The sequence below is a fragment of the Streptosporangium sp. NPDC006013 genome (assembly GCF_040614275.1).
Taxonomy (GTDB): domain Bacteria; phylum Actinomycetota; class Actinomycetes; order Streptosporangiales; family Streptosporangiaceae; genus Streptosporangium.
The window spans coordinates 1-17,799 of record NZ_JBEXUE010000187.1 but is presented as its reverse complement, the minus strand read 5'-3'; the positions used below and the strand labels follow the sequence as shown (position 1 = coordinate 17,799).

General features: G+C 67.4%; 15 protein-coding genes and 2 pseudogenes. 7 read left to right on the top strand and 10 right to left on the bottom strand.

The window, feature by feature from the left end:
- Positions 1-599 (top strand): annotated as a pseudogene (locus tag ABZ260_RS26265) (hypothetical protein); the annotation flags it as partial.
- On the opposite strand, the gene ABZ260_RS26260 reads toward ABZ260_RS26265, so the two are convergent.
- On the bottom strand, positions 510-1,442 hold the full coding sequence (locus ABZ260_RS26260) for an SDR family oxidoreductase (protein ID WP_355622740.1): 933 nt from the start codon (positions 1,440-1,442) through the stop codon (positions 510-512). The pseudogene ABZ260_RS26265 and the gene ABZ260_RS26260 sit on opposite strands and share 90 nt — an antisense overlap.
- 140 nt (positions 1,443-1,582) lie before the next feature.
- Here ABZ260_RS26260 and ABZ260_RS26255 point away from each other — a divergent pair, with 140 nt between their 5' ends.
- The gene (locus ABZ260_RS26255) at positions 1,583-2,215 is read left to right on the top strand and encodes a TetR/AcrR family transcriptional regulator (RefSeq protein WP_355622737.1); all 633 of its coding nucleotides are present in this window, start codon (positions 1,583-1,585) and stop codon (positions 2,213-2,215) included.
- A 70-nt stretch (positions 2,216-2,285) separates the two neighbouring features.
- Here ABZ260_RS26255 and ABZ260_RS26250 read toward each other — a convergent pair whose 3' ends face one another.
- Complete coding sequence (locus ABZ260_RS26250) at positions 2,286-3,242, bottom strand: TIGR01777 family oxidoreductase (RefSeq protein ID WP_355622734.1); 957 nt, start codon at positions 3,240-3,242, stop codon at positions 2,286-2,288.
- Between the two features lie 424 nt (positions 3,243-3,666).
- On the opposite strand from ABZ260_RS26250, the gene ABZ260_RS26245 reads away from it, so the two are divergent.
- Both ABZ260_RS26245 and ABZ260_RS26240 read left to right on the top strand, forming a co-directional pair.
- Positions 3,667-4,515, top strand: a complete 849-nt coding sequence (locus ABZ260_RS26245) for a hypothetical protein (protein ID WP_355622731.1) — start codon at positions 3,667-3,669, stop codon at positions 4,513-4,515.
- Positions 4,509-7,136, top strand: coding sequence for a PQQ-binding-like beta-propeller repeat protein (locus ABZ260_RS26240; RefSeq protein ID WP_355622728.1), 2,628 nt, complete (start codon positions 4,509-4,511; stop codon positions 7,134-7,136). The genes ABZ260_RS26245 and ABZ260_RS26240 overlap by 7 nt, the downstream gene beginning before the upstream one ends.
- 17 nt (positions 7,137-7,153) lie before the next feature.
- Here ABZ260_RS26240 and ABZ260_RS26235 read toward each other — a convergent pair.
- The 6 genes and pseudogenes from ABZ260_RS26235 to ABZ260_RS26210 all read right to left on the bottom strand — a co-directional run.
- Positions 7,154-7,294, bottom strand: a pseudogene (locus tag ABZ260_RS26235) (arsenical-resistance protein); the annotation flags it as partial.
- 310 nt (positions 7,295-7,604) lie between these two features.
- Positions 7,605-7,841, bottom strand: coding sequence for a hypothetical protein (locus ABZ260_RS26230; RefSeq protein WP_355622725.1), 237 nt, complete (start codon positions 7,839-7,841; stop codon positions 7,605-7,607).
- Complete coding sequence (locus tag ABZ260_RS26225; protein ID WP_355622722.1) at positions 7,838-8,269, bottom strand: ATP-binding protein; 432 nt, start codon at positions 8,267-8,269, stop codon at positions 7,838-7,840. The genes ABZ260_RS26230 and ABZ260_RS26225 overlap by 4 nt, the downstream gene beginning before the upstream one ends.
- 356 nt (positions 8,270-8,625) lie before the next feature.
- Positions 8,626-9,075, bottom strand: a complete 450-nt coding sequence (locus ABZ260_RS26220; RefSeq protein ID WP_355622719.1) for an NUDIX domain-containing protein — start codon at positions 9,073-9,075, stop codon at positions 8,626-8,628.
- Between the two features lie 11 nt (positions 9,076-9,086).
- Positions 9,087-10,334, bottom strand: coding sequence for a DegT/DnrJ/EryC1/StrS family aminotransferase (locus ABZ260_RS26215; RefSeq protein ID WP_355622716.1), 1,248 nt, complete (start codon positions 10,332-10,334; stop codon positions 9,087-9,089).
- The gene (locus tag ABZ260_RS26210; RefSeq protein WP_355622713.1) at positions 10,331-11,323 is read right to left on the bottom strand and encodes a Gfo/Idh/MocA family oxidoreductase; all 993 of its coding nucleotides are present in this window, start codon (positions 11,321-11,323) and stop codon (positions 10,331-10,333) included. The genes ABZ260_RS26215 and ABZ260_RS26210 overlap by 4 nt, the downstream gene beginning before the upstream one ends.
- Before the next feature lie 447 nt (positions 11,324-11,770).
- Between ABZ260_RS26210 and ABZ260_RS26205 the strand changes: the two genes are divergently transcribed.
- The 3 genes from ABZ260_RS26205 (at position 11,771) to ABZ260_RS26195 (ending at position 13,961) form a co-directional block, all read left to right on the top strand.
- Entirely contained in the window at positions 11,771-12,937 is a 1,167-nt protein-coding gene (locus tag ABZ260_RS26205) for a helix-turn-helix transcriptional regulator (protein ID WP_355622710.1), read from the top strand.
- Between the two features lie 9 nt (positions 12,938-12,946).
- Positions 12,947-13,672 (top strand): 5-formyltetrahydrofolate cyclo-ligase, encoded by a 726-nt coding sequence (locus ABZ260_RS26200; RefSeq protein ID WP_355622707.1) that lies wholly within the window; start codon positions 12,947-12,949, stop codon positions 13,670-13,672.
- Positions 13,673-13,757: 85 nt separating this feature from the next.
- Positions 13,758-13,961: a DUF397 domain-containing protein gene (locus ABZ260_RS26195; protein WP_355622704.1), complete on the top strand. Its 204-nt coding sequence runs from the start codon at positions 13,758-13,760 to the stop codon at positions 13,959-13,961.
- A 10-nt stretch (positions 13,962-13,971) separates the two neighbouring features.
- Here the strand turns inward: ABZ260_RS26195 and ABZ260_RS26190 are convergent, their stop codons facing one another.
- Together ABZ260_RS26190 and ABZ260_RS26185 are read right to left on the bottom strand one after the other, a co-directional pair.
- Positions 13,972-15,177, bottom strand: a complete 1,206-nt coding sequence (locus ABZ260_RS26190) for a hypothetical protein (RefSeq protein WP_355622701.1) — start codon at positions 15,175-15,177, stop codon at positions 13,972-13,974.
- Positions 15,174-17,267, bottom strand: a complete 2,094-nt coding sequence (locus tag ABZ260_RS26185; RefSeq protein WP_355622698.1) for a DUF4357 domain-containing protein — start codon at positions 17,265-17,267, stop codon at positions 15,174-15,176. The genes ABZ260_RS26190 and ABZ260_RS26185 overlap by 4 nt, the downstream gene beginning before the upstream one ends.
- Positions 17,268-17,799 lie beyond the last annotated feature (532 nt).

Below are 17,799 nucleotides of genomic sequence, written 5' to 3'. Positions count from 1 at the left end.
TCGTGGAACAGCTGCGCATAGGTGAGGGCAGCAGCGTCGTAAGCCTCGCGGGTGGCACCGAGGGCATCGTGTTCGACCATGCTCGCGACAGTAGTCCCTGGCGCCGAGGCGGGAGAATCACGATCTTCCCTCCCGGGCTATCGCCAGTTCAGAGAATCCGTACCGACATCCGCGGCTCGCGCATCCCGCAGATGAGCATCGACGACCAACGACTGTACGGCACCGCCTTCCGCACCCTCGACGAGTTCGAACGGCGCGTCCGGGAACTCGTCGAGCTGAGCGACCGCGCCACCGCACTGGCCCGCGACGGCCTCACCGGCGGAGCCCTGCACCCCCCGCACCGGCCGGTGAGAGGCAGGGGCGTCTCCCCGCCGACGTGTCCGGCTCCGGCCAGAGCAGCGGTCAACGGGCCGGAGGCCTTTACCGGTTCGTCACGCCGGGGGAAGGTCAGCCGGCGCAAGTTCGCGCACACCTCCGACGATGGAGGTCACCATGGCATCCGGACGTGCTCAGGCGAAGTAGTGGCCCTCCTTCAGGTCGGCGATCAGTCCCGGACGAGTCGGCTGCCACCCGAGCAGGTCGCGAGTGATCTGTGCTGAGGCCGGGCCGTCGACTCCCCAGAAGCCGCCGAGCCAGCCGACGTATTCTCCGGCCTGCTCGGGGGTGACGGAGACGGCGGGAACGCCGAGGTGTGATGCGAAGACCTCGGCGACCTCGCGGATCGGGACGCCCTCGTCGCCGACCGCGTGCAGCACCGACCCGGCCGGCGCGGACTCAAGCGCGAGGCGGAACAGGCGCGCGGCGTCGTCGCGGTGGACGGACGGCCAGCGGTTGGCGCCGTCGCCGACGTAGGCCGCGGCGCCTTTCTCGCGCGCGAAGCCGACCACGGTCGAGATGAACCCGTTGTCGCCATTGCCATGCGTGGCCGGCGGGAGACGCACGACCGAGGAGCGGACCCCGTGGTCGGCGAGCGCGAGAGTGTGGTGGGCGTTGCCCATCCGCCCGCCTGCGCCGCTGATCGGACCCTTGCCATCCCCGGCATCCGCCAGTCCGTCGCGTTCGGTGGCGACGACTCCGGACGGGAGCCCGAGCACGCCGAGGATGCCGGAGGCGATGACGAAGGGCTTGCCGGTGCCGGTGAGGGCCTCGCCGAAGGTCTCGATCGCCGCGCGATCGGCGTCGGTGGCGCCGGCGAAGTCGCCGGTGAAGGCGATGTCGTGCTTGAACGCGAGGTGGATGACCCCGTCGGACGACGCGGCGGCGTCGCGCAGGGTGTCGAGGTCGTCGAGTGATCCCGGCCGGACCTCGGCCCCCGCGCCTCGCAGGGCTTGTGCCGCGGCATCGGAGCGGGCGAGCCCGATGACCGTGTGACCTGCGGCGGTCAACTCGGGAACGAGCCCGCGGCCGATCCAGCCCGACGCTCCGGTGACGAAAACGCGCATGGGAAACCTCCAGGACGTGGGCGCCTACCGGGCGGATCCGCGGCGGGCGGCCCTTGAAGTCAGTCACTATTCTTTGTACAGTCGTACTAGAAAAGTCAAGTTGAGACCAACAGCCGGAGGCAGTGATGGCGGGACGGCCCGTGGACCATCAGCGGCGGGCCGAGTTGCTCGATGCGGTGGTCGACTACACGGTCGAGCACGGGTTCTCCGAGCTGTCGTGGCGGCCCGTCGCTGCCGCCCTCGGGGTTTCGGCCACGACGTTGGTGCATCACTTCGGCACCAAGGAACAGATGCTCGAGACCATCCTCGGGCGCTTGCGCGAGCGCATATTCGTGGCCACCAGCGATACGGCCGGCGAGCAGCCCGACCTGGCGACGGCGGCGCGTGCGGTCTGGACGCGGACCTCCGACCCGCAACAGTGGGCGGAGTTCAGGCTGTTCTTCGCGGTCTACGGACGCGCTCTCCAGGCGCCGCAGCAGTTCGCGGAGTTCCTGGAGCACGTCGTGGCCGACTGGATGAGCACCCTGGTCGACGCGCAAGGACCAGACACCGACCCGGCGACGGCGACACGCACGGCCACACTCGTGATCGCGACGATCCGCGGGCTGCTGCTCGACCTGCTCGCCACCGGTGACCGAGACCGGGTCCAAGACGCGGCCGAGAGCTTCCTCGCCACTCTCAAACAGAGCGCGGGCACCGATGGAACGGGCCGGTCTGCGGCAGGCACAGGAAACGCAGCTGCCGCTGTACGAGCGGACCCGTCGCTTCCGTAGTTACGCGCCCAGCCTGGTCCCCGGGATCATCCAGCGGAACGCCCGCCGGTGGTCCGCGTCCCCGGGAGGCTCACCCGGGGACGCGGGCCCCTCCACGCACGCGCCCCACGAGGTCGTCGGCGGCCTCAGGCCACCGGGCATGGTCGAAGGTGAAGCCCGCTTCGAGCAGGCGGCCGGGGATGACCCGGCGGCTCTTCAGCAGGAGTTCGGTGTCCGAGCGCAGTGCGAACGCGCCGAGCCCGGCCATCCACCTCGTCGCGGGCAGGCCGGCCCGAATCCCCCATGCCGCGCGCAGCACGCGCATGAACGTACGCTGCGGCAGAGGATCGGGAGCGGCGAGGTTCACCGGCCCCGCGAGGTCGTCCCGGTCGGCCAGGAACTCGACGGCGCGGACGAAGTCTCGGTCGTGGATCCAGGACACGTACTGCGCGCCGCCCGCGATCGGGCCGCCGAGGCCGAGCCGCACCATCCGCAGCAGGACGTCGAAGACACCACCGCGATCGGGACTCATCACCATCGCGGTACGCAGGGCGACCTTGCGCGTGTGCGGGGTTTCAGCTCGCTCCTGCTCCCGCTCCCACGCTTTCGCGATCTCGACGCTGTAGGCCCAGTAGGCCGGGACACCGGGTTCGGTGCCGCCGAGTACGCCGGTCGCCTCGTCATTGGGCGCGTCGAAGCGGTGGGAGTAAACGGTGGCGGTGCTCATCTGCAACCAGACCCGAGGAGGCCGCGCGGCGGCCGCGATCGCCTCGCCCACAACCCGGGTGGAGTGCACGCGCGAGTCCATCATGGCCCTCAGGTTGGCGGCGGTGTAGCGGCAGTTGACGCTGCGCCCGGCCAGGTTGACCACGATGTCGCTGCCGTCGATCTCCTCCGCCCAGGGCCCCAGGGTCCCCCCGTCCCAGCGCACATCACGCTCCCGCACCGGCCGCCTGGTCAGCACCACGACGTCATGCCCCGCAGCGGTCATCGCACGATCCAGGATCGCGCCCACCTGGCCGCTTCCTCCAGGTATCACTATTTTCATCGGACTCCCCAGAACGTGTGAGACCAACCTAGCGCGGCACGCTGAACGCGTTCAAAAGAGGTCGCTCACCGACCCGCGCGCATGCGCGGCGGCCTCCAGGCGAGCGAGACGTCGAGTGCGCTCGTCATGGGCTTCGTACCGTTCGATCAGCGAATCGAGCGCGCGCCGCATGGCGACCCGGGTGGGCGAGCGGAAAGCGCGTCACGTAGGCGCTCACCGGCGTCGACCGACTCTCCGAAGGGCGCCTCATCCTTGGACGGAAAGTATCGGACGAGCGGTCCTCCTCCCGCATGAGTGGGCAGCGGATCCGCAGGACACGCCGGACATGCTCGCCGACAGCCGTGAATAACCGGAAACCGCTCCTTCGCGCTCAAGCTCGTGCCTACCCTGGTCTCGAAGATCGGTCGTGGAGGAATGCGTCCCCATGGGCAGAGCTCGCCGGAACAAGCGCACATCGCTGGGCCACGACGCCGCGGCCCAGCGACAGGATGGTGCCGAGGCGTCCGATCCCGCCCGGTCGAAAGGGCTGCCGGCGTGGCTGGCGGGGATCGTCGGCGCCGTGATCCTGGCCGCGTTCGGCGTCGTGTTCACCGAGTGGTACAACGCGCACGGCTCCGACACGGTCGAGCAGGTACGCGGCGCCGCCCCGATCACCGTCGGCCACGTAGCCGTCGACTACTCCGAGCGCGACACCGTCCTGCGCGAACCGGTGACCGATCCCGAGGACCGGGCGCTCATGCTGGCCGCCCACGCGGACAAGCAGCGTGAGGCGGTGCTGGCGCGCCACCAGATGGCCCTGATCGACAGCATGAACGTCACCGTCGCGCTGACCGGGAACCGCAGCAGCCTGCGCATCGTGGACATCGAGCCGCGGGTCCTCGCCCGCAGGCCGGTGTCGAAGGGTGCCCGCCTGATCGCCCTCACCGGCAGCGGCGAGGCAGGCACCGTCGAGATGGCCGCCGACCTCGACCGTCCCGCGCCTCGGTTCACGACCGGCGGGGACACCCCGTACTTCCGGAAGAAGCAGATTGACCTGAAACGGGACGAGCCGGTCACGCTCAGCCTGAGCTTCACCGGCAAGAAGGCGTACTACGAGTTCGACCTGCGGGTCACGGTGCTCGCGGACGGCCGTACGGAAGAGGTCGTGGTCAAAGGACCGGACGGGGGGCCGTTCCGGCTGACCGGCGAGGCCGCCCGGTACCGGTCCTACTACCGGCAGGCGCCGCAGGGCGGCTGGCGGCCGGTCTCCTGCGGGAAACGCCGGACATGCTGATCACCCGCTGCCTCCGGGTTCTGGCGGCGCTCTCGGTGGCCGCCGCGCTCGCGGTCGCCGACGACGGGCGGCCCCCGCTGGAGCTCGTGGGGTGGAAGGCGGCGTGGTCGGCCCCCGCCGATGAGACGGCCTCGTTCTCCTTCCTGTCCGGCGAGAATCTGATCATGGCGATGTCGGAAGAGGGGACGGTGACCGTGCGCGATCCCGGCACCGGCGCGATCCGGCTCACCGTTCGCACCCCGCTCCATTCCCTCAGCGACGCGTGGGCCACGGCCGGCACCCTCGTCGTGGCCGGGAGCCGGAAAGGATCGTCGGACCGGACCCTGTACGGCTACGACCTGGCCTCCGGCGGACCGCTGTGGCGGCACGCGTTGCCCCCGTCGGGGCCAGGGGCGCACGACTTTCCGCGGATCCTGGTGTCCGAGTACGGCGTCGTCGTCTTCCACCGGGAGTCCGGGCTGCTCTCGCTCGACGTGCGAACCGGCGGCGTCCGGGCGCGGGCCGCCGTGGCAGTGGGCTGCGAGGGAGAGACCGGCTCCACATCCGGGGCTCTGCTGTTGCTGAGCCGCTGCGGGCAAGGCCGTGTGCGGCTCGACTCCTTCGATCCGCGCACGCTACGGCGGAACTGGACACGTCCGGTGACCACCTGGCGCACCGCGCCGGGCGTCGGCGTCCGGCTCTGGTTCAGGGAGGCGTCGGAGGGCTTCGTCATCGCGGCGTTGGACGGCGACGATTTCCTCTTCACGCGGGACGGCACACCGCTGCCCCGCTCCCACCTGGAGCGGGCCACCGCAGGGAGCCCGTCGCCGGAGGTCGGCCGGCATCCCGACGCCGAGGATCGCCCCAGGTTCGACTGGAACAACGCGTGGCCGCTGCCCGGTTACCTCAACTCGCGAGAGCAGGACACCGGCCCTCCCATCGCGCTCCCCCTCGACAGGCCGCTCACCCACACCACCGCCTTCGTGGGGGCGACCTCCCATATGGCCTTCATCCACGGTGACGCCCGGATCACCGCCCTGCGTCCCGTCTACGGACGCCCCACCGGCCCCGTCGCACTCGGCGGCGTCCCGCCGGGCGATTGGCCGGACGCCTGCTCCCTGCTCACCTCGCGCGACCTCAGCCAGGACGTCCGCCGTATCCCGGGAAACAAGTCCCTGGGCCGCCTCACCCTGCCCAGGCCCGTGACCTGCGACTGGGTGCCCCCCGAGGACGACGGCGGGGTCATCTCGCTCTCCGTGAGCTGGGTGTCCCCGGACGCCGGCGCCCTCTTCGCCGCCGCCGCCGAGCTGACCAGGCGTCACGAGAGCTTCGACCACGACCCCACGATCGAGGGCGAGGGCATCTTCTCCTACACCGCCCACGGCCCCGGGGGGACCTTCGGCGCGACGCTGGTCAACGTGGGCCCGGTCATCGTCCATCTGACGTCGCCGTCGCGACTGACGCTGCGCTTGGCCGCGTTCCGGGTGCGTGACAACCTGATGGCCCGCTACCGGCCGGGGGAACGCGTCCCGCCTCCGGCGCGGACGGGCGGGTGGACCCATCTCGCCGACGGGAGCGTCAACATCGACCCGGTGGTGGACGGCGGTGTGGTGTACGCCGGCGCCGACGACGGCCTGTACGCCCTGGACGCCGTCACCGGCCGGGCGCGGTGGAAATCCTGGCCGGCCACGCCCATGCTCGTGGACGGCGTGCTCTACGGCGCGAGGAGTGACAGGGTGGCGGCCATCGACACCGCCACCGGCCGGATGCGGTGGAACCGCCGCTTCGGCACCCGGTACGTCGGCATCCATGACCTCGTCATCCAGGACGGCGGCGTGTACGCGGGCGTCGGACTCACCCACGTCGTGGCGCTGGAGGCCGCCACCGGCAAGCAGCGGTGGCGCTTCCGCGTCCCCGGCACCCTGGGCCGCGTGGCCGTGGCCGCCGGCACCGTCCACGTGAGCAGCCGGGAAGGCATGCTGTACGCCCTCGACGCCAGGACGGGCGCGCTTCGCTGGCGTTCCCGCGTGGGCACCGGAAATATCAACCCGGCCGGTTACCTGGCCGCGACCGGGGAGGCCATCTTCGTGATCACCGGCGCGAAGGCGTCCGCGCTCGACCCCGCCACCGGGAAGGCACGGTGGCGCGCCCGCGTCAGCGCCGCCGTCCGGTACGACCCCGTCGTGATCGGCGGCACCGTCTACCTCGGCGATCTCGCCGGGCGCACGTACGCGCTGAACGCCGCCTCCGGCCAGGAGCGATGGAGGCTCACCACCGAGGGCGACAGCGGCCGGTGGAACGTCACCGCGTCACGAGGGAAGGTCTACGTCGCCGGCCGGAGCCTGCACGCCCTCGACCCCGAAACCGGGAAAGAACGGTGGAGCAGGCCGCTCATCGCCCAGGTGTCGGTCCACGAGGACACCGTCTTCGCCCAAGAGGAGGGCGGCACGCTGCACGCGCTGGACGCGGCCACCGGCGCGCCCCGCTGGCACTTTCAGACCGGTGGCAGGTTCCAGACCCTGCCGGTCGTGGCCGGCGGCCTCGTCTACGTCGGCAGCTCGAACGGCAACCTGTACGCGCTGCGCGACACGGACGGACTCCCCGGGCCGAACCCGGCGGAGCTCGACCGGCGCACCTGGTGAGTATGGGGCGTTCGGTGCGAGATGCCGTCGACCTGCACGACCTCCAGCGCGACGCCCAGGCCGGGGACCGTTCGGCCCGCTACCAGCCCGGCGGCCATCGCGGCGGCGATCCAGACCGGCAGCAACCGGTCCAGCGTCGACAACCGCCCCGGCGGCACCGCTTCGGCCCCTGCCGGGGCGGCCGGCGTCCCGGACGCGTGGGGATCAGGTCCGTGGACGCCGGCCTTGTGTACGGTCCACGTCCGGCAAGGGGGCCTGCGGGCGTGGACCGGCTCCGGGTTCAACGGATCGGTGGGAAGTGGGGACGATCCCGCCGAACCCGGAGGTCGGGGGTTCAAGGTTGGTGAGGCCGGGTGGGCAGGTCGAACCAGACGCCGGTGCCGATTTGGCCGGCGCCGCATAGCGGAGTCCACCGGGCTGCCGCGGTGTCCGTAGGGGAGCACAGCGACGAAGGGCCGCCTAGCGCGGTCAGCCTGGGCGTGGTTCGTGGTCGCCCGGCGGACAGGACGGGTTGCAGAGCACGTCGACCCAGACCTCGGCGACCGGCGCGGTGATCTGCTCGACGGCCTCGGCCGAGATCACGCCATCCGTGACGTCGGCCCAGATCAGGCGTACGGCGGCGGCCAGCGTGACGATGCAGGTGCCGCAGCGCACGCAGACGCGCACGTCGCCGGGCATGTCCAGCACGGGCAGCGGACCACTCACCGGGATCCCTGCTCCACGCAGACGAACCAGACGGTCTTACCTTGCGACGCGGACTCCACTCCCCACCGGTCCGCGTAGGCCGTGACGATCGCCAGCCCGCGACCGTGCTCCGCGTCCGGACCGGCCGGGAGCGGAGCCGGCCACACCGCGCCGTGGTCGGTGACCTCCCCGCACACGATCCGCCCGTGCCGGTGCAGCGAGAGGCTGATCGGTGCCCGCCCGTGCACGACCGCGTTGCTCACCAGCTCGGACACCACCATGGTCACGTCCTCCGTGACGGCGGAGATGCCCCAGGCGACGAGGGCTTCCCTCGCCAACCGCCGCGCCGCACCGACCACTTCGGGATCGGCGGACAGGTCCCAGCACGCCTCCCGGGTGTTCTTGTCGTCTCTTACCGGATGTGGGGGGATGAAGCTAGGGTTCTTCATAGGTCAGAGGGCTCCGAGTTCCTGATCCAGTCCTCGGGCTGGTGGTTGAGTCACCAGGCCCGAGGACGCCGGGGATTGTCTCCGCTCGCCATGACCGAAACGAGCGCATTACACCAGTTGGTGGAGCGGGCCGCGCGTTAAGTAGATCCCCGAGTACGTCTACCCGATGCACGGATACAACTGCGATGAGCCACGCGGGTATATCTCATGCCGTCTCGAACGCAAATTTCCCTCGCTACGCGTGCATTATGAAGTGCATCGCTTGAGCGATCTGCTTCTACTTTGCGGCCAAGTTATGGTGATGCCCCGCAACCGAATTACCGATGTGATACCACAATCCCACTAAGGAAATTCGGCTACTCAACCTGCAGTTCCCGATACTTTCCGATAATGCCTTTCACCGCGTCCGTTACAGGTGGCTCATCGGCGAGCGCGCTCCAGATGTAGGCGTCATGCTCCTGGAGCTTGATGGGTTCGGCAGCGGTCACGTCCACGGCGAAATTGAACTGGCGGCTCTTCTTGCCGCTGCCGGACGTGTAGTCGAAGCTTCCCAGGTAGTCGCGGATAGCGGCGACATCGAGGCCGGTTTCCTCCTCGACCTCCCGGATCAGTGCCGAGTCCAGTGCTTCACCTGCCTCGGCCTTGCCACTAGGCAGCTCGAAGATACCGCCCATGAAATCGGCCTCCGGCCGCCGGAGGAGGAGCACCTTGCCGTCGTGTTGCACGACCGCGCCGACGACGAATTGCTGAACGCCGTCGCGTTCGGCCTCGACACTGAGCTCTTCGAGGAGAGCAGGCTGATCCATGATTCCTTGCCCTAGAGAAGATCGCGATAATTCTCGGTCACCTTGCGGAACGCATCGATATAGCTATCGACCAGCGGCATATCCTCCCCCCTGTGCCATACCGGAAGCTTGAGAGTGTTGCGGTGAATCGCCTCGGCATTCGGGAAAGCGCCAGGTGAATAGTTGAGCCTTTCGCTGTACTCGGGAAACAGTGGCCCCGGCTCCTGGAACAGCGGAAGGAGGTTGAGCGGACAGGTCGAGCCGGGCCGATCTACCTCGTGGCACCCCTCGGCGTGCAGCGCCTCATAGAAGCGCTCGATGGGCAGGCCGTCAAGCTCGTTCATGGCGTAGCGGAGCGGCAAACCGTACCAGGAGGCGCGCACGCCGAGCGGCCGTTCCGGCACGATGATGCCCGGCAACTCGGACAGGCGCTCGCACAGATACGCCGCAGTGGTGGCACGTCCTTTCAGGTAGTCGTTCAGATACCCGAGTTGATCAAGGGCGATGCTGGCTGCCAGCGGGTGGATGCGGGACTTGAGCCCCATGCCGGTGGTGGCGTAACGGTAGAGCGGGTGGCCGGACGGCAGTTCGCTGCGACACCGCTTGTTGTACTGGCTGTGCAGCAGCACGCGGTGGTAGACCTCATCGTCGTCGGTCAGGACGAAGCCACCTTCCCCGGCCGAGAGCGGCTTGGGTCCGTTCATGCTGAAGGCGGCGGCACGTCCGAAGGTGCCGACCCGTTGGCCGTCGACGGTTGCGCCGTGGGCATGCGAACCGTCCTCCAGGAGGATCAGGCCGTGCTCATCCGTGATGCTTTTGAGCGTCTGCATCGCGGCCGGCTGTCCCCACATATGCGTGACGACCACGGCCTTGGTACTCGGGGTGATCCGTCGTACGACGTCCTGCGGATCGAGGTTGCCGGACTCGTCACAGTCGGCCAGAACGGGGACCGCCCCCAGGTGCAGCAGTGGCGTAACCGTGGCGAAGAACGTGTACGCGGGCACGATCACCTCATCTCCCGGCCCGAGCTCGCAGGCTGCGTACATCGAATGGAGCGCCGCCGTACCCGAACTGGTGAGGATGGCGTGTGCGGTGCCGTGGTAGTCGCACAGCTCGTTCTCCAGCAGTTCGATGACGCCCGAGCGGTTGTAGATCGAGATACCTTGCCCGAGCTGGCTCAGCACGGCCGCCGCGGTGGTTTCACCCGGCGGCCAGGTGAAGTGCGGTCCGGGCTGGATGATGGTCGGTGCACCACCGAGCAGCGCCAGGGGTGAGTTCATAGCATCTCCTTGGGGTTGATGTAGACATGGGTCTTGGCGGACTCGTAGCAAGCAGCGATAAAACTCATGTGCGCCAAGTTCTCTTTCGGGCCGCTGGTGTTCGGCCGCAAGCCCTCGATGACCCTGCAGAAGTAGTCGATCTGGCAGGTAGCCGCCGACGGCCATGCCTGCTCACGCGACAGTGATTCGATGACGTCGCCGCCATTGGTGATCCTCTGGATACGGCCGCGCTCCAGGTGCACCATGCCCTTGCTGCCGACCAAGCGGATTCGTTCGGTCTTCGGGCCGATGAAGCGCGACAGCAGCAGTGAGCCGTACAAGCCGCTGTCGTAGCCGAAGTGGATGAGTGCGGTGTCCTCGGCGTCGTATTCACGATCTGGCCGGGCACCCACCGAGACGTCAGCCAGCACACGATCCGGTAGACCGAAGTACCACAGGATCATGTCGATCAGGTGGTAGCCCATGTCGATGATGCAGCCGCCGCCGGCCTTGGCGGTCAGGCCGCGCCAACCCTCGGAGGGGTCGTCAATGAACAGCGTGTACTGCGCGTCCACGACGAATGGCGTGCCGATCTGGTCGGCAAGTTGCGTGAAGCTGGTGTAGATCGGATTGAAGCGGCGTTGCAGCGTGACCATGAGCTGAATGCCGGACTCCTCGCACTGCTTGGCGAGTTCCTGCGCTTCGCTCATGCTGGTGGCAAACGGCTTCTCTTTCAGCACATGAATGCGATGTTCGGCCGCAGTCTCGATAACCGTCCGGCCGATGTGGTGCGGCACGGTGACGATCACCATGTCGAGCTGTTCGGCCCTGAACATCTCCCGGAAGTCGGTGTAGCCGTTGACACGGAGCTGGTATTGATGCTCGCGGACGATCTCGGAGTTCTCATCGCAGATGGCCACCAGCTCGGCACCATCGGACGAACGGAGGCCCGGAATGTGGTCCTCCAAGGCCTGCTTGCCGAGACCGACCACACCGGCGCGCAGCTTCACCGGCCGCCGACCTTTCGTGAGGTTGCCAAGCTTGGCGAGTGGTATTGCCCTGGGCACGGGTAGCACCGTCATATCTCCGTTAGCCTTTTCACGATGACGAGGCCAGCCGAGTACGGATAGCTTCAATGATCGCCGTCACCCCCTCTATGAGTAGTCAACTTTTGTCGATCACAAGAAATCGTCCCGGTTCATGGGCGGTTCACCTGTGACTGTTTACGGCTGCCACGCCATGAAATGCCGAAAATTAATCAAAATCGGAAGGCGCGGCTAATCCATTTCTTTTCATAACCGCTTCCCCCCTGGCATCTGCGCACCGTAACCTGAATACAACAGGGAGTAGCGGAGACGTACCAGAGCGGAACCACCGCACCGTTGTCTCAGGATTGCGGCGTTCAGACCTCTGACCAGCGGAAACGCGTCCCGGACTGACGGAAGGGAGCGGAAGACATGGCATCACGGCGACAGCGGTTCGCTCAGCGCCGGAAAACCGTGGGTTTCAGCCAAGAGCGGTTGGCCGAACGGCTCGGCATCGACCGGTCGACAGTGACGCGCTGGGAGTCAGGCGAGACCGAGCCGTTGCCCTGGTTGCGTCCGAAGCTGGCGCGCGCCCTCCAGGTGTCCATCGAGCAGCTTGACGAGTTGCTCGCCGAGGCCGGAGAACCCGAAGCGGTTGCCGATGAGCGACTGAACCATGCCCTCGAACACCCCGGCAGTGTCGATCTGGTGGCCGTGGCTCGGCTGCGCGAGCGTGTGCAAGAGCTTGATGTGCGCTACGACAGGGCGCCGTCCACCTCCCTATTGGCTGATGCCGGGCAGTGCTTGGGGCAGGTCGGCTTCCTCAGAGCGCACGCCGCCACAGGCCGAGTACGCCGCGAACTGTTCGCGGTCGAGGCCGAAGCGGCAACGCTCATGGGTCAGCTTGTTTGGGACGCCTCACAGCGCCGCGATCACACCACGGCTCGCGCCTACCTCGGGCAAGCCGTGGAAGCCGCGCGGCAGATCCACGATCCGACAGCCGAAGGGCTGGCCTTGCTTCGGACGAGCTTCGTTGCCCTCTACGGCGAGAAAGACCCGCAGGCCGGATTGGTACTCGCCATGCAGACGGCTGAGACTGTAAAAGGCAACAGCTACGTCCTGGCGGGCCTCGCCATCTTGCACGCGGCGGAGGCGCGAGCCATGCTCGGGCAACGACAGGACTGCGAACAAGCCTTGGGACAGGCACAAATGCATTTCGAACAGATCGGCACCGCGGACGCGGCGGCTGACCTGTTCTCGCCGACCCAACATGGCCGGTTGGCGGGCTCCTGTTACCTATTCCTCAACGATGCCGGACGCGCTGAACAAATCCTTGAAGGTACTGAGCAAGCCCTCCGCGATCGGTCGAAGTCCCAAGCGATCGTGCTCGGCAATCTGGCCCTCGCCTGTATCCGTCAGAAGAAGCTCGACGAGGCCGCAGCCTGGCTGCACAGCGCTATAGAAGTGGTAGAGATGACCTGGGGTGGCGGTGGGCTCGGCATCGTCTTCGGAGCGGGCCGGGAACTGCGTCCCTGGCGACGGATGCCGGTCGTCCAGGACGTGTACGACCGTCTGCTCACCCTCATGGCAGCGGCGTAGGGAGCGAAGTTGACCAGTTCGGGCACCGACCAGGCCAAACAAGCGATCCGCGAGCGAGTATGGGCGCTGCTGGAGCACGAACGGGCCGCGCCGCCCGGTGTCCATGGCCGTATCCCCGCCTTCTTCGGAGCCGATGCCGCCGCCGACCGCCTGGCCGAGCTGCCCGTGTGGCAGGCCGCCCAGGTCATCAAGTCCGTACCGGACAAAGCACAGCTCCCGGTCCGGGTGCGGGCACTCGCTGAGGGCCGGTTGGTCTACATGGCCGTGCCAAAGCTAGCCGAGGAGCTGCCGTTCTACCTGCTCGATCCGGCGACGCTGATTGTGCCCCCGGCCGAAGCCGCGTCGAGCAAGGTGGCCGCGACCGTGGCACGCAAGATCGGCGTGGACGACATGCGGCCGGTCGATCTGATCGTGTGCGGCAGCGTCGCGGTCAACCGGCATGGCGTCCGACTGGGCAAGGGGGCCGGCTACTCCGACATCGAGGTAGCCCTGCTCCAGGAGGCGGGGTTGATCGGGCCGGAGACGACCATCGTGACGACGGTGCACTCTCTGCAGGTGGTTGACGCCGAACTGCCGGAGACCAGGCATGACTTCAGCGTCGACTTGATCGTGACGCCGGATGAGGTTATCGAGTGCGGGCCACCGCGCCGACCGCAGGGACTCTATTGGGACAGCCTGAGCCAAGAAAAGATCAATGCTATTCCAATTCTGGCCGCGATGAAAAATGGTCTGTAGGCATGCGATGAACCAAACGGTGTTTCGCCCCACCGGGAGCGTACCTTGGAGGCCCGACCAGACATATCAGGTAAGGGTGGAAGTCATGGACTTCACGAAATCCGATCTCATCTGGCGCAAAGCCTCCCTCAGTTCGGCGGAGGGACAGAACTGTGTCGAGGTCGCGACGCTTCCCAACGGAGGCCAGGTCGTACGAGACTCCAAGAACCCCGCCAGCCCCACCCTGAAATTCACCCCTGGTGAATGGAACACATTCATCAGTAGCGTCAAGGACGGCGAGTTCGACTAGCGAACACCCGCTACACAGGTGCAACTACGACGAGCCACCGAGCCAGGGCTTCTATCTCGGCGAGTATCCCGGCCGGTGGCTGGTCCAGTTCGAGGGCGTGCTGGTGGATGGTGATGCGAGCGTGCCGGACGCGGTGGGCTGCGTGCGGGGCGTTGCCCTTGGCGTAGATGAGGTGGCCTTCCGGGAGGTTGAGCGCGATGCAGTAGGCCAGCATCTGGTAGAGGTCGGCGTCCGGGAAGCCCGCGGGTTTCTCCGCCTTGTACTTGGCGTCGGCCACGGCGAGTGGGGGGCCATCGTCGGCGTGCCAGACGAAGTCGGGAACCATCCGGATCGCTTGACGTTCGTCCAGGTGATGGGTGGCCTGAAGTGCGCAGTGGCCGCCGCTGTCGGCGAGGGCCTCGCGGAGCGCGACGGTGACGAAGTCCTCGAAGACCCGGGCCATGTCGAAGAGGAAGCCGTTCACGGTGACATCGCCGGGCCGGTGCTCGACGGAGGCGCCCCGCAGTACGAGTTCGGCCAGCCGCAGCGCGTTCTGGTAGCGAGTGTTGAGCCGGGTGGGCCGCCAGCTGGGTAGTTCCTGGCCTCGTCCGAGCAGGGTGATGTCGGCCAGCCGGACGCGCAGGCGCAGCAGCCTGCCGCGTACGTCGTGGGGGATGCCGCCGGGTAGCCGGCAGAGCCGTTCGCAGGCGGCGCGGAGGAGCTGATTCTCTGCGATGTCGGAGGTGTACTCATCGTGAGCGATCTCCAGCGGGATGAGCCTGCCGTGATGCCTGCGGATCTGCTCCGCCTCGCGGATGCGGCCACGTACGACGAGGGAGGTCTCTTCAGTGCTGCGGTAACCCTGAAGTAATCCTTGACGCAGGGCCTTCTCCGCCTGCCGCTCGAAGAGACGGGCGAGCGCGGGCAGCAGCTCCGACTCCTCCCCCAGTCGCACCTCCTCGTTCCGCCACCCCTTGGCGCTGAGGCTGTAGCCGAGGAGGAACAGGAGCCTGGCGATGGGCACCTTGGGCACGATCCGCACAGTGACCGCCTCTCCGCCAGGTACGGCGACCGTGGCCACACCGACCTTGCCTCCGGCCTTCACCCGCCACCGTCCTGGACGGTACGGGTCGGGTGCCGCCTCGACGAGGCGAGCGGCCAGGAGCGCCCGGCCGGCGGCGTCATCGAGCGGGACCGAGAGCGCCGCTCCGTGCTCGGTGAGCTCGATGACCGTCATGACGGGTCGGGCTCGCCGGTCTCCGGGGAGGTCGCGATGGCAGCACGCAGCGACCGCAGCCCGTAGCGCTGCTCGACGTTCATACCTTCCCCATAGTGGTGCTCCTCCAGCAGCGGCAGGATCTTCGTCCGCCAGGTGCGTTCGAGCCCGCCCTCGCGGTAGACACCCTTCTTCATCAGATAGGAGGGACCCACCCGGAAGTCCGGGTCGGCGATGCGGGAGTTGAGCGCGTCAAGGAGGTCGGCGGGCTCAGCGTCCCGTTCCTCGCGTTCCAACCAGCGACGGAGCAGCCCGCTGGTCGGCTCGGTCCGGGGTGAGAGCTCGACGAAGGCGAAGCGGCGGCGCATGGCGGCGTCCACGAGCGCGATGGAGCGGTCGGCGGTGTTCATGGTGCCGATGACGAACAGGTTCGACGGCAGCGGGAAGTCATCACCCGAGTAGGTGAGCCGTACCGACCTGTCGCGGTATTCCAGCAGGAAGTACAGTTCGCCGAAGACCTTGGCCAGGTTGGCCCGGTTGATCTCGTCGATGAGGAGAAAGTACGGGATGCGCCGATTGCCCTCGCGGGAGGCGAGGTCGGCGAGGTCGCGGAGCGGGCCCGCGGTGAGCCGGAAGGCGACCTCCCGGGTCTCCGGATCCTCCTGGGGCCGGAAGCCCTCGAAGAAATCCTCATAGGCATACGAAGGGTGAAACTGCACCAGCTTGACCTGCTCGGGTCCGCCACCGAAGAACTCGGCCAGCTTGAGCGCCAGGTAGGTCTTGCCGGTGCCGGGCGGCCCATAAAAGATCAGCTGCCGCTCGTCCGACAGCAGATCGCGTATCTCGCGCAACCACTCCACGTCATGCGCCAGAAGCTTGTTCGCGAGCTCTTCGGTCGGTTCGGGCAACTCCACCTCCCGGCGGGCGGCGAGTGCGGCGCTCTCCATACTCAGATTGCCCTCGACGTCCCGTACCTCCTCGGCCAACTCCTCGTCGCTCCGCCCGAGCCCGGCTACCAGGGCCTGAACGAAGGTGAGCTCAACGACATCGCGCTGGATGGAGAGCTTCTGCTGAAGCTCCTCGGGCAACTCGTCATACGGGTATCCGATGCTCTGCCACTCCACCGGACGCCGCAGGTTCGACCGTCCCCCCTCGGAGACGACCCGCTCGACCTTGCCTGTAATCTCCCCGACGTACAGCCGGCTGTTGGAGATCGTGCAGACGGTGTCTCCCCGCTTCATCCGTGACAGGAAGTCATAGAGCTCATCGATCAGCTGAATCTTCTGGTTGTACGTAACGATGGATTCGTAGTCCTCCTCCACAAAACCGCGCAGCTCATTCTTGCTGATGCCCTGCTCGACGCCCTCACGCAGACGTCCGGCCGCGACACTCACAAACTCCCTGGGTAGCCACAGATCCCGGACAAGGTCGGCCCCGGCCACGTTGGAACCGCGAACCAGCCAGGTGCGCCTGCGGCCCCACTCCATCTGCGGCAGAAAATCCCGCAGGGGATGCCCATCGGCGCTCTTCCACTCCTCCCATCCATTGGCACTTCTTCCGACCAGGATCTCGGCAGCGGCCGACGGTGAGTTGCAAGGGATGTCCCGGCTCGTCTCCAGATAGCCCGGCCAGGTCGTGGACTCCACGATCGAGCCCTCATCGATCAGCCGTTGGCGGAACCTGTGCGAGGACGACATCTGCACGGGGAACGACGGTACGAAGTTCGGCCGGACGGGTGATCCGGCGCACACCAGGAACATCTGGCTGCCGTTGGTCCCCACCTCGTCCAGTAGCCGCCCGCGCGCCATGAATTCACTGTGAGGCAGACGAATTTGAAACTCGGAGGACGCGTCGGGCATCAGACTCCCTCGTGTTGGGACTGGGGGGCGGGGGCAGCGGGATGGCGGTGGCCGTGGCCTGGGGGTGGGGGTGAGGGTGGAGGTGTAGTTCTCGCCGTCGATGAGGGGAACGGTGAGGCTTACGCCGGATGCAGCCATACGGTCGTATTCGGCGAGGACGAGATCTTTGGTGCGGTACGTGCCGTACTTGGCGATCTCGTTGTTCTTGAGGCCGCCGTTCTCGGTCTGGAAGGTCTCCAGAATGTAGTCCACATCGGGACCGCTGATCCCGTAATGGTGGAAGAAGTAGGCGTCCAGCTCGGCGCGGATCTGGGCGCGACGGTCCTCGTCCCATCGGAAGGTAGCACCAAGGGCTCTCCCTACCTCTTTGGACTCGTCAGCACCGGCAAGCCCGAAGATTCCGAGTGAGTACCATCGGTTCCATCAAGGAATGATTCGCCTCGGCCGACGACGAGATCAGGCTGGACCGTTTCAGGTCCGCCGTCACCACGTCTGGTACCGGCACATCACCGGGGAGGACCGTCCCTCCCGCCACAGTTCGTCGAACCGCGGGCTGCCACGACGCAGTGAGGAAGCGGGGAACCCGTCGAGAAAGCCCCACGTCTCAACAGTTGTGATCAACCAAGCGATGGCAACAGTACTGGTGATCGGATCGCTGCTGGGCGGAACCGGCGTGGCCCGCGCGGGCACCGCCGAGATCCCCAAGGGGTTCCTGCTGACCGAGCCCGCAGCGACCGCGGGACCGATCGTGGAGGGCGAGGAGTGGTGGAAGATCAGCAACAGT

Excerpts from the sequence above, each read along its gene's own strand:
- ABZ260_RS26260 (WP_355622740.1), bottom strand. The coding sequence starts at position 1,442 with ATGCGCGTTTTCGTCACCGGAGCGTCGGGCTGGATCGGCCGCGGGCTC.
- ABZ260_RS26250 (WP_355622734.1), bottom strand. The coding sequence starts at position 3,242 with ATGAAAATAGTGATACCTGGAGGAAGCGGCCAGGTGGGCGCGATCCTG.
- ABZ260_RS26245 (WP_355622731.1), top strand. The coding sequence starts at position 3,667 with ATGGGCAGAGCTCGCCGGAACAAGCGCACATCGCTGGGCCACGACGCC.
- ABZ260_RS26240 (WP_355622728.1), top strand. The coding sequence starts at position 4,509 with ATGCTGATCACCCGCTGCCTCCGGGTTCTGGCGGCGCTCTCGGTGGCC.
- ABZ260_RS26225 (WP_355622722.1), bottom strand. The coding sequence starts at position 8,269 with ATGAAGAACCCTAGCTTCATCCCCCCACATCCGGTAAGAGACGACAAG.
- ABZ260_RS26220 (WP_355622719.1), bottom strand. The coding sequence starts at position 9,075 with ATGGATCAGCCTGCTCTCCTCGAAGAGCTCAGTGTCGAGGCCGAACGC.
- ABZ260_RS26215 (WP_355622716.1), bottom strand. The coding sequence starts at position 10,334 with ATGAACTCACCCCTGGCGCTGCTCGGTGGTGCACCGACCATCATCCAG.
- ABZ260_RS26205 (WP_355622710.1), top strand. The coding sequence starts at position 11,771 with ATGGCATCACGGCGACAGCGGTTCGCTCAGCGCCGGAAAACCGTGGGT.
- ABZ260_RS26195 (WP_355622704.1), top strand. The coding sequence starts at position 13,758 with ATGGACTTCACGAAATCCGATCTCATCTGGCGCAAAGCCTCCCTCAGT.
- ABZ260_RS26190 (WP_355622701.1), bottom strand. The coding sequence starts at position 15,177 with ATGACGGTCATCGAGCTCACCGAGCACGGAGCGGCGCTCTCGGTCCCG.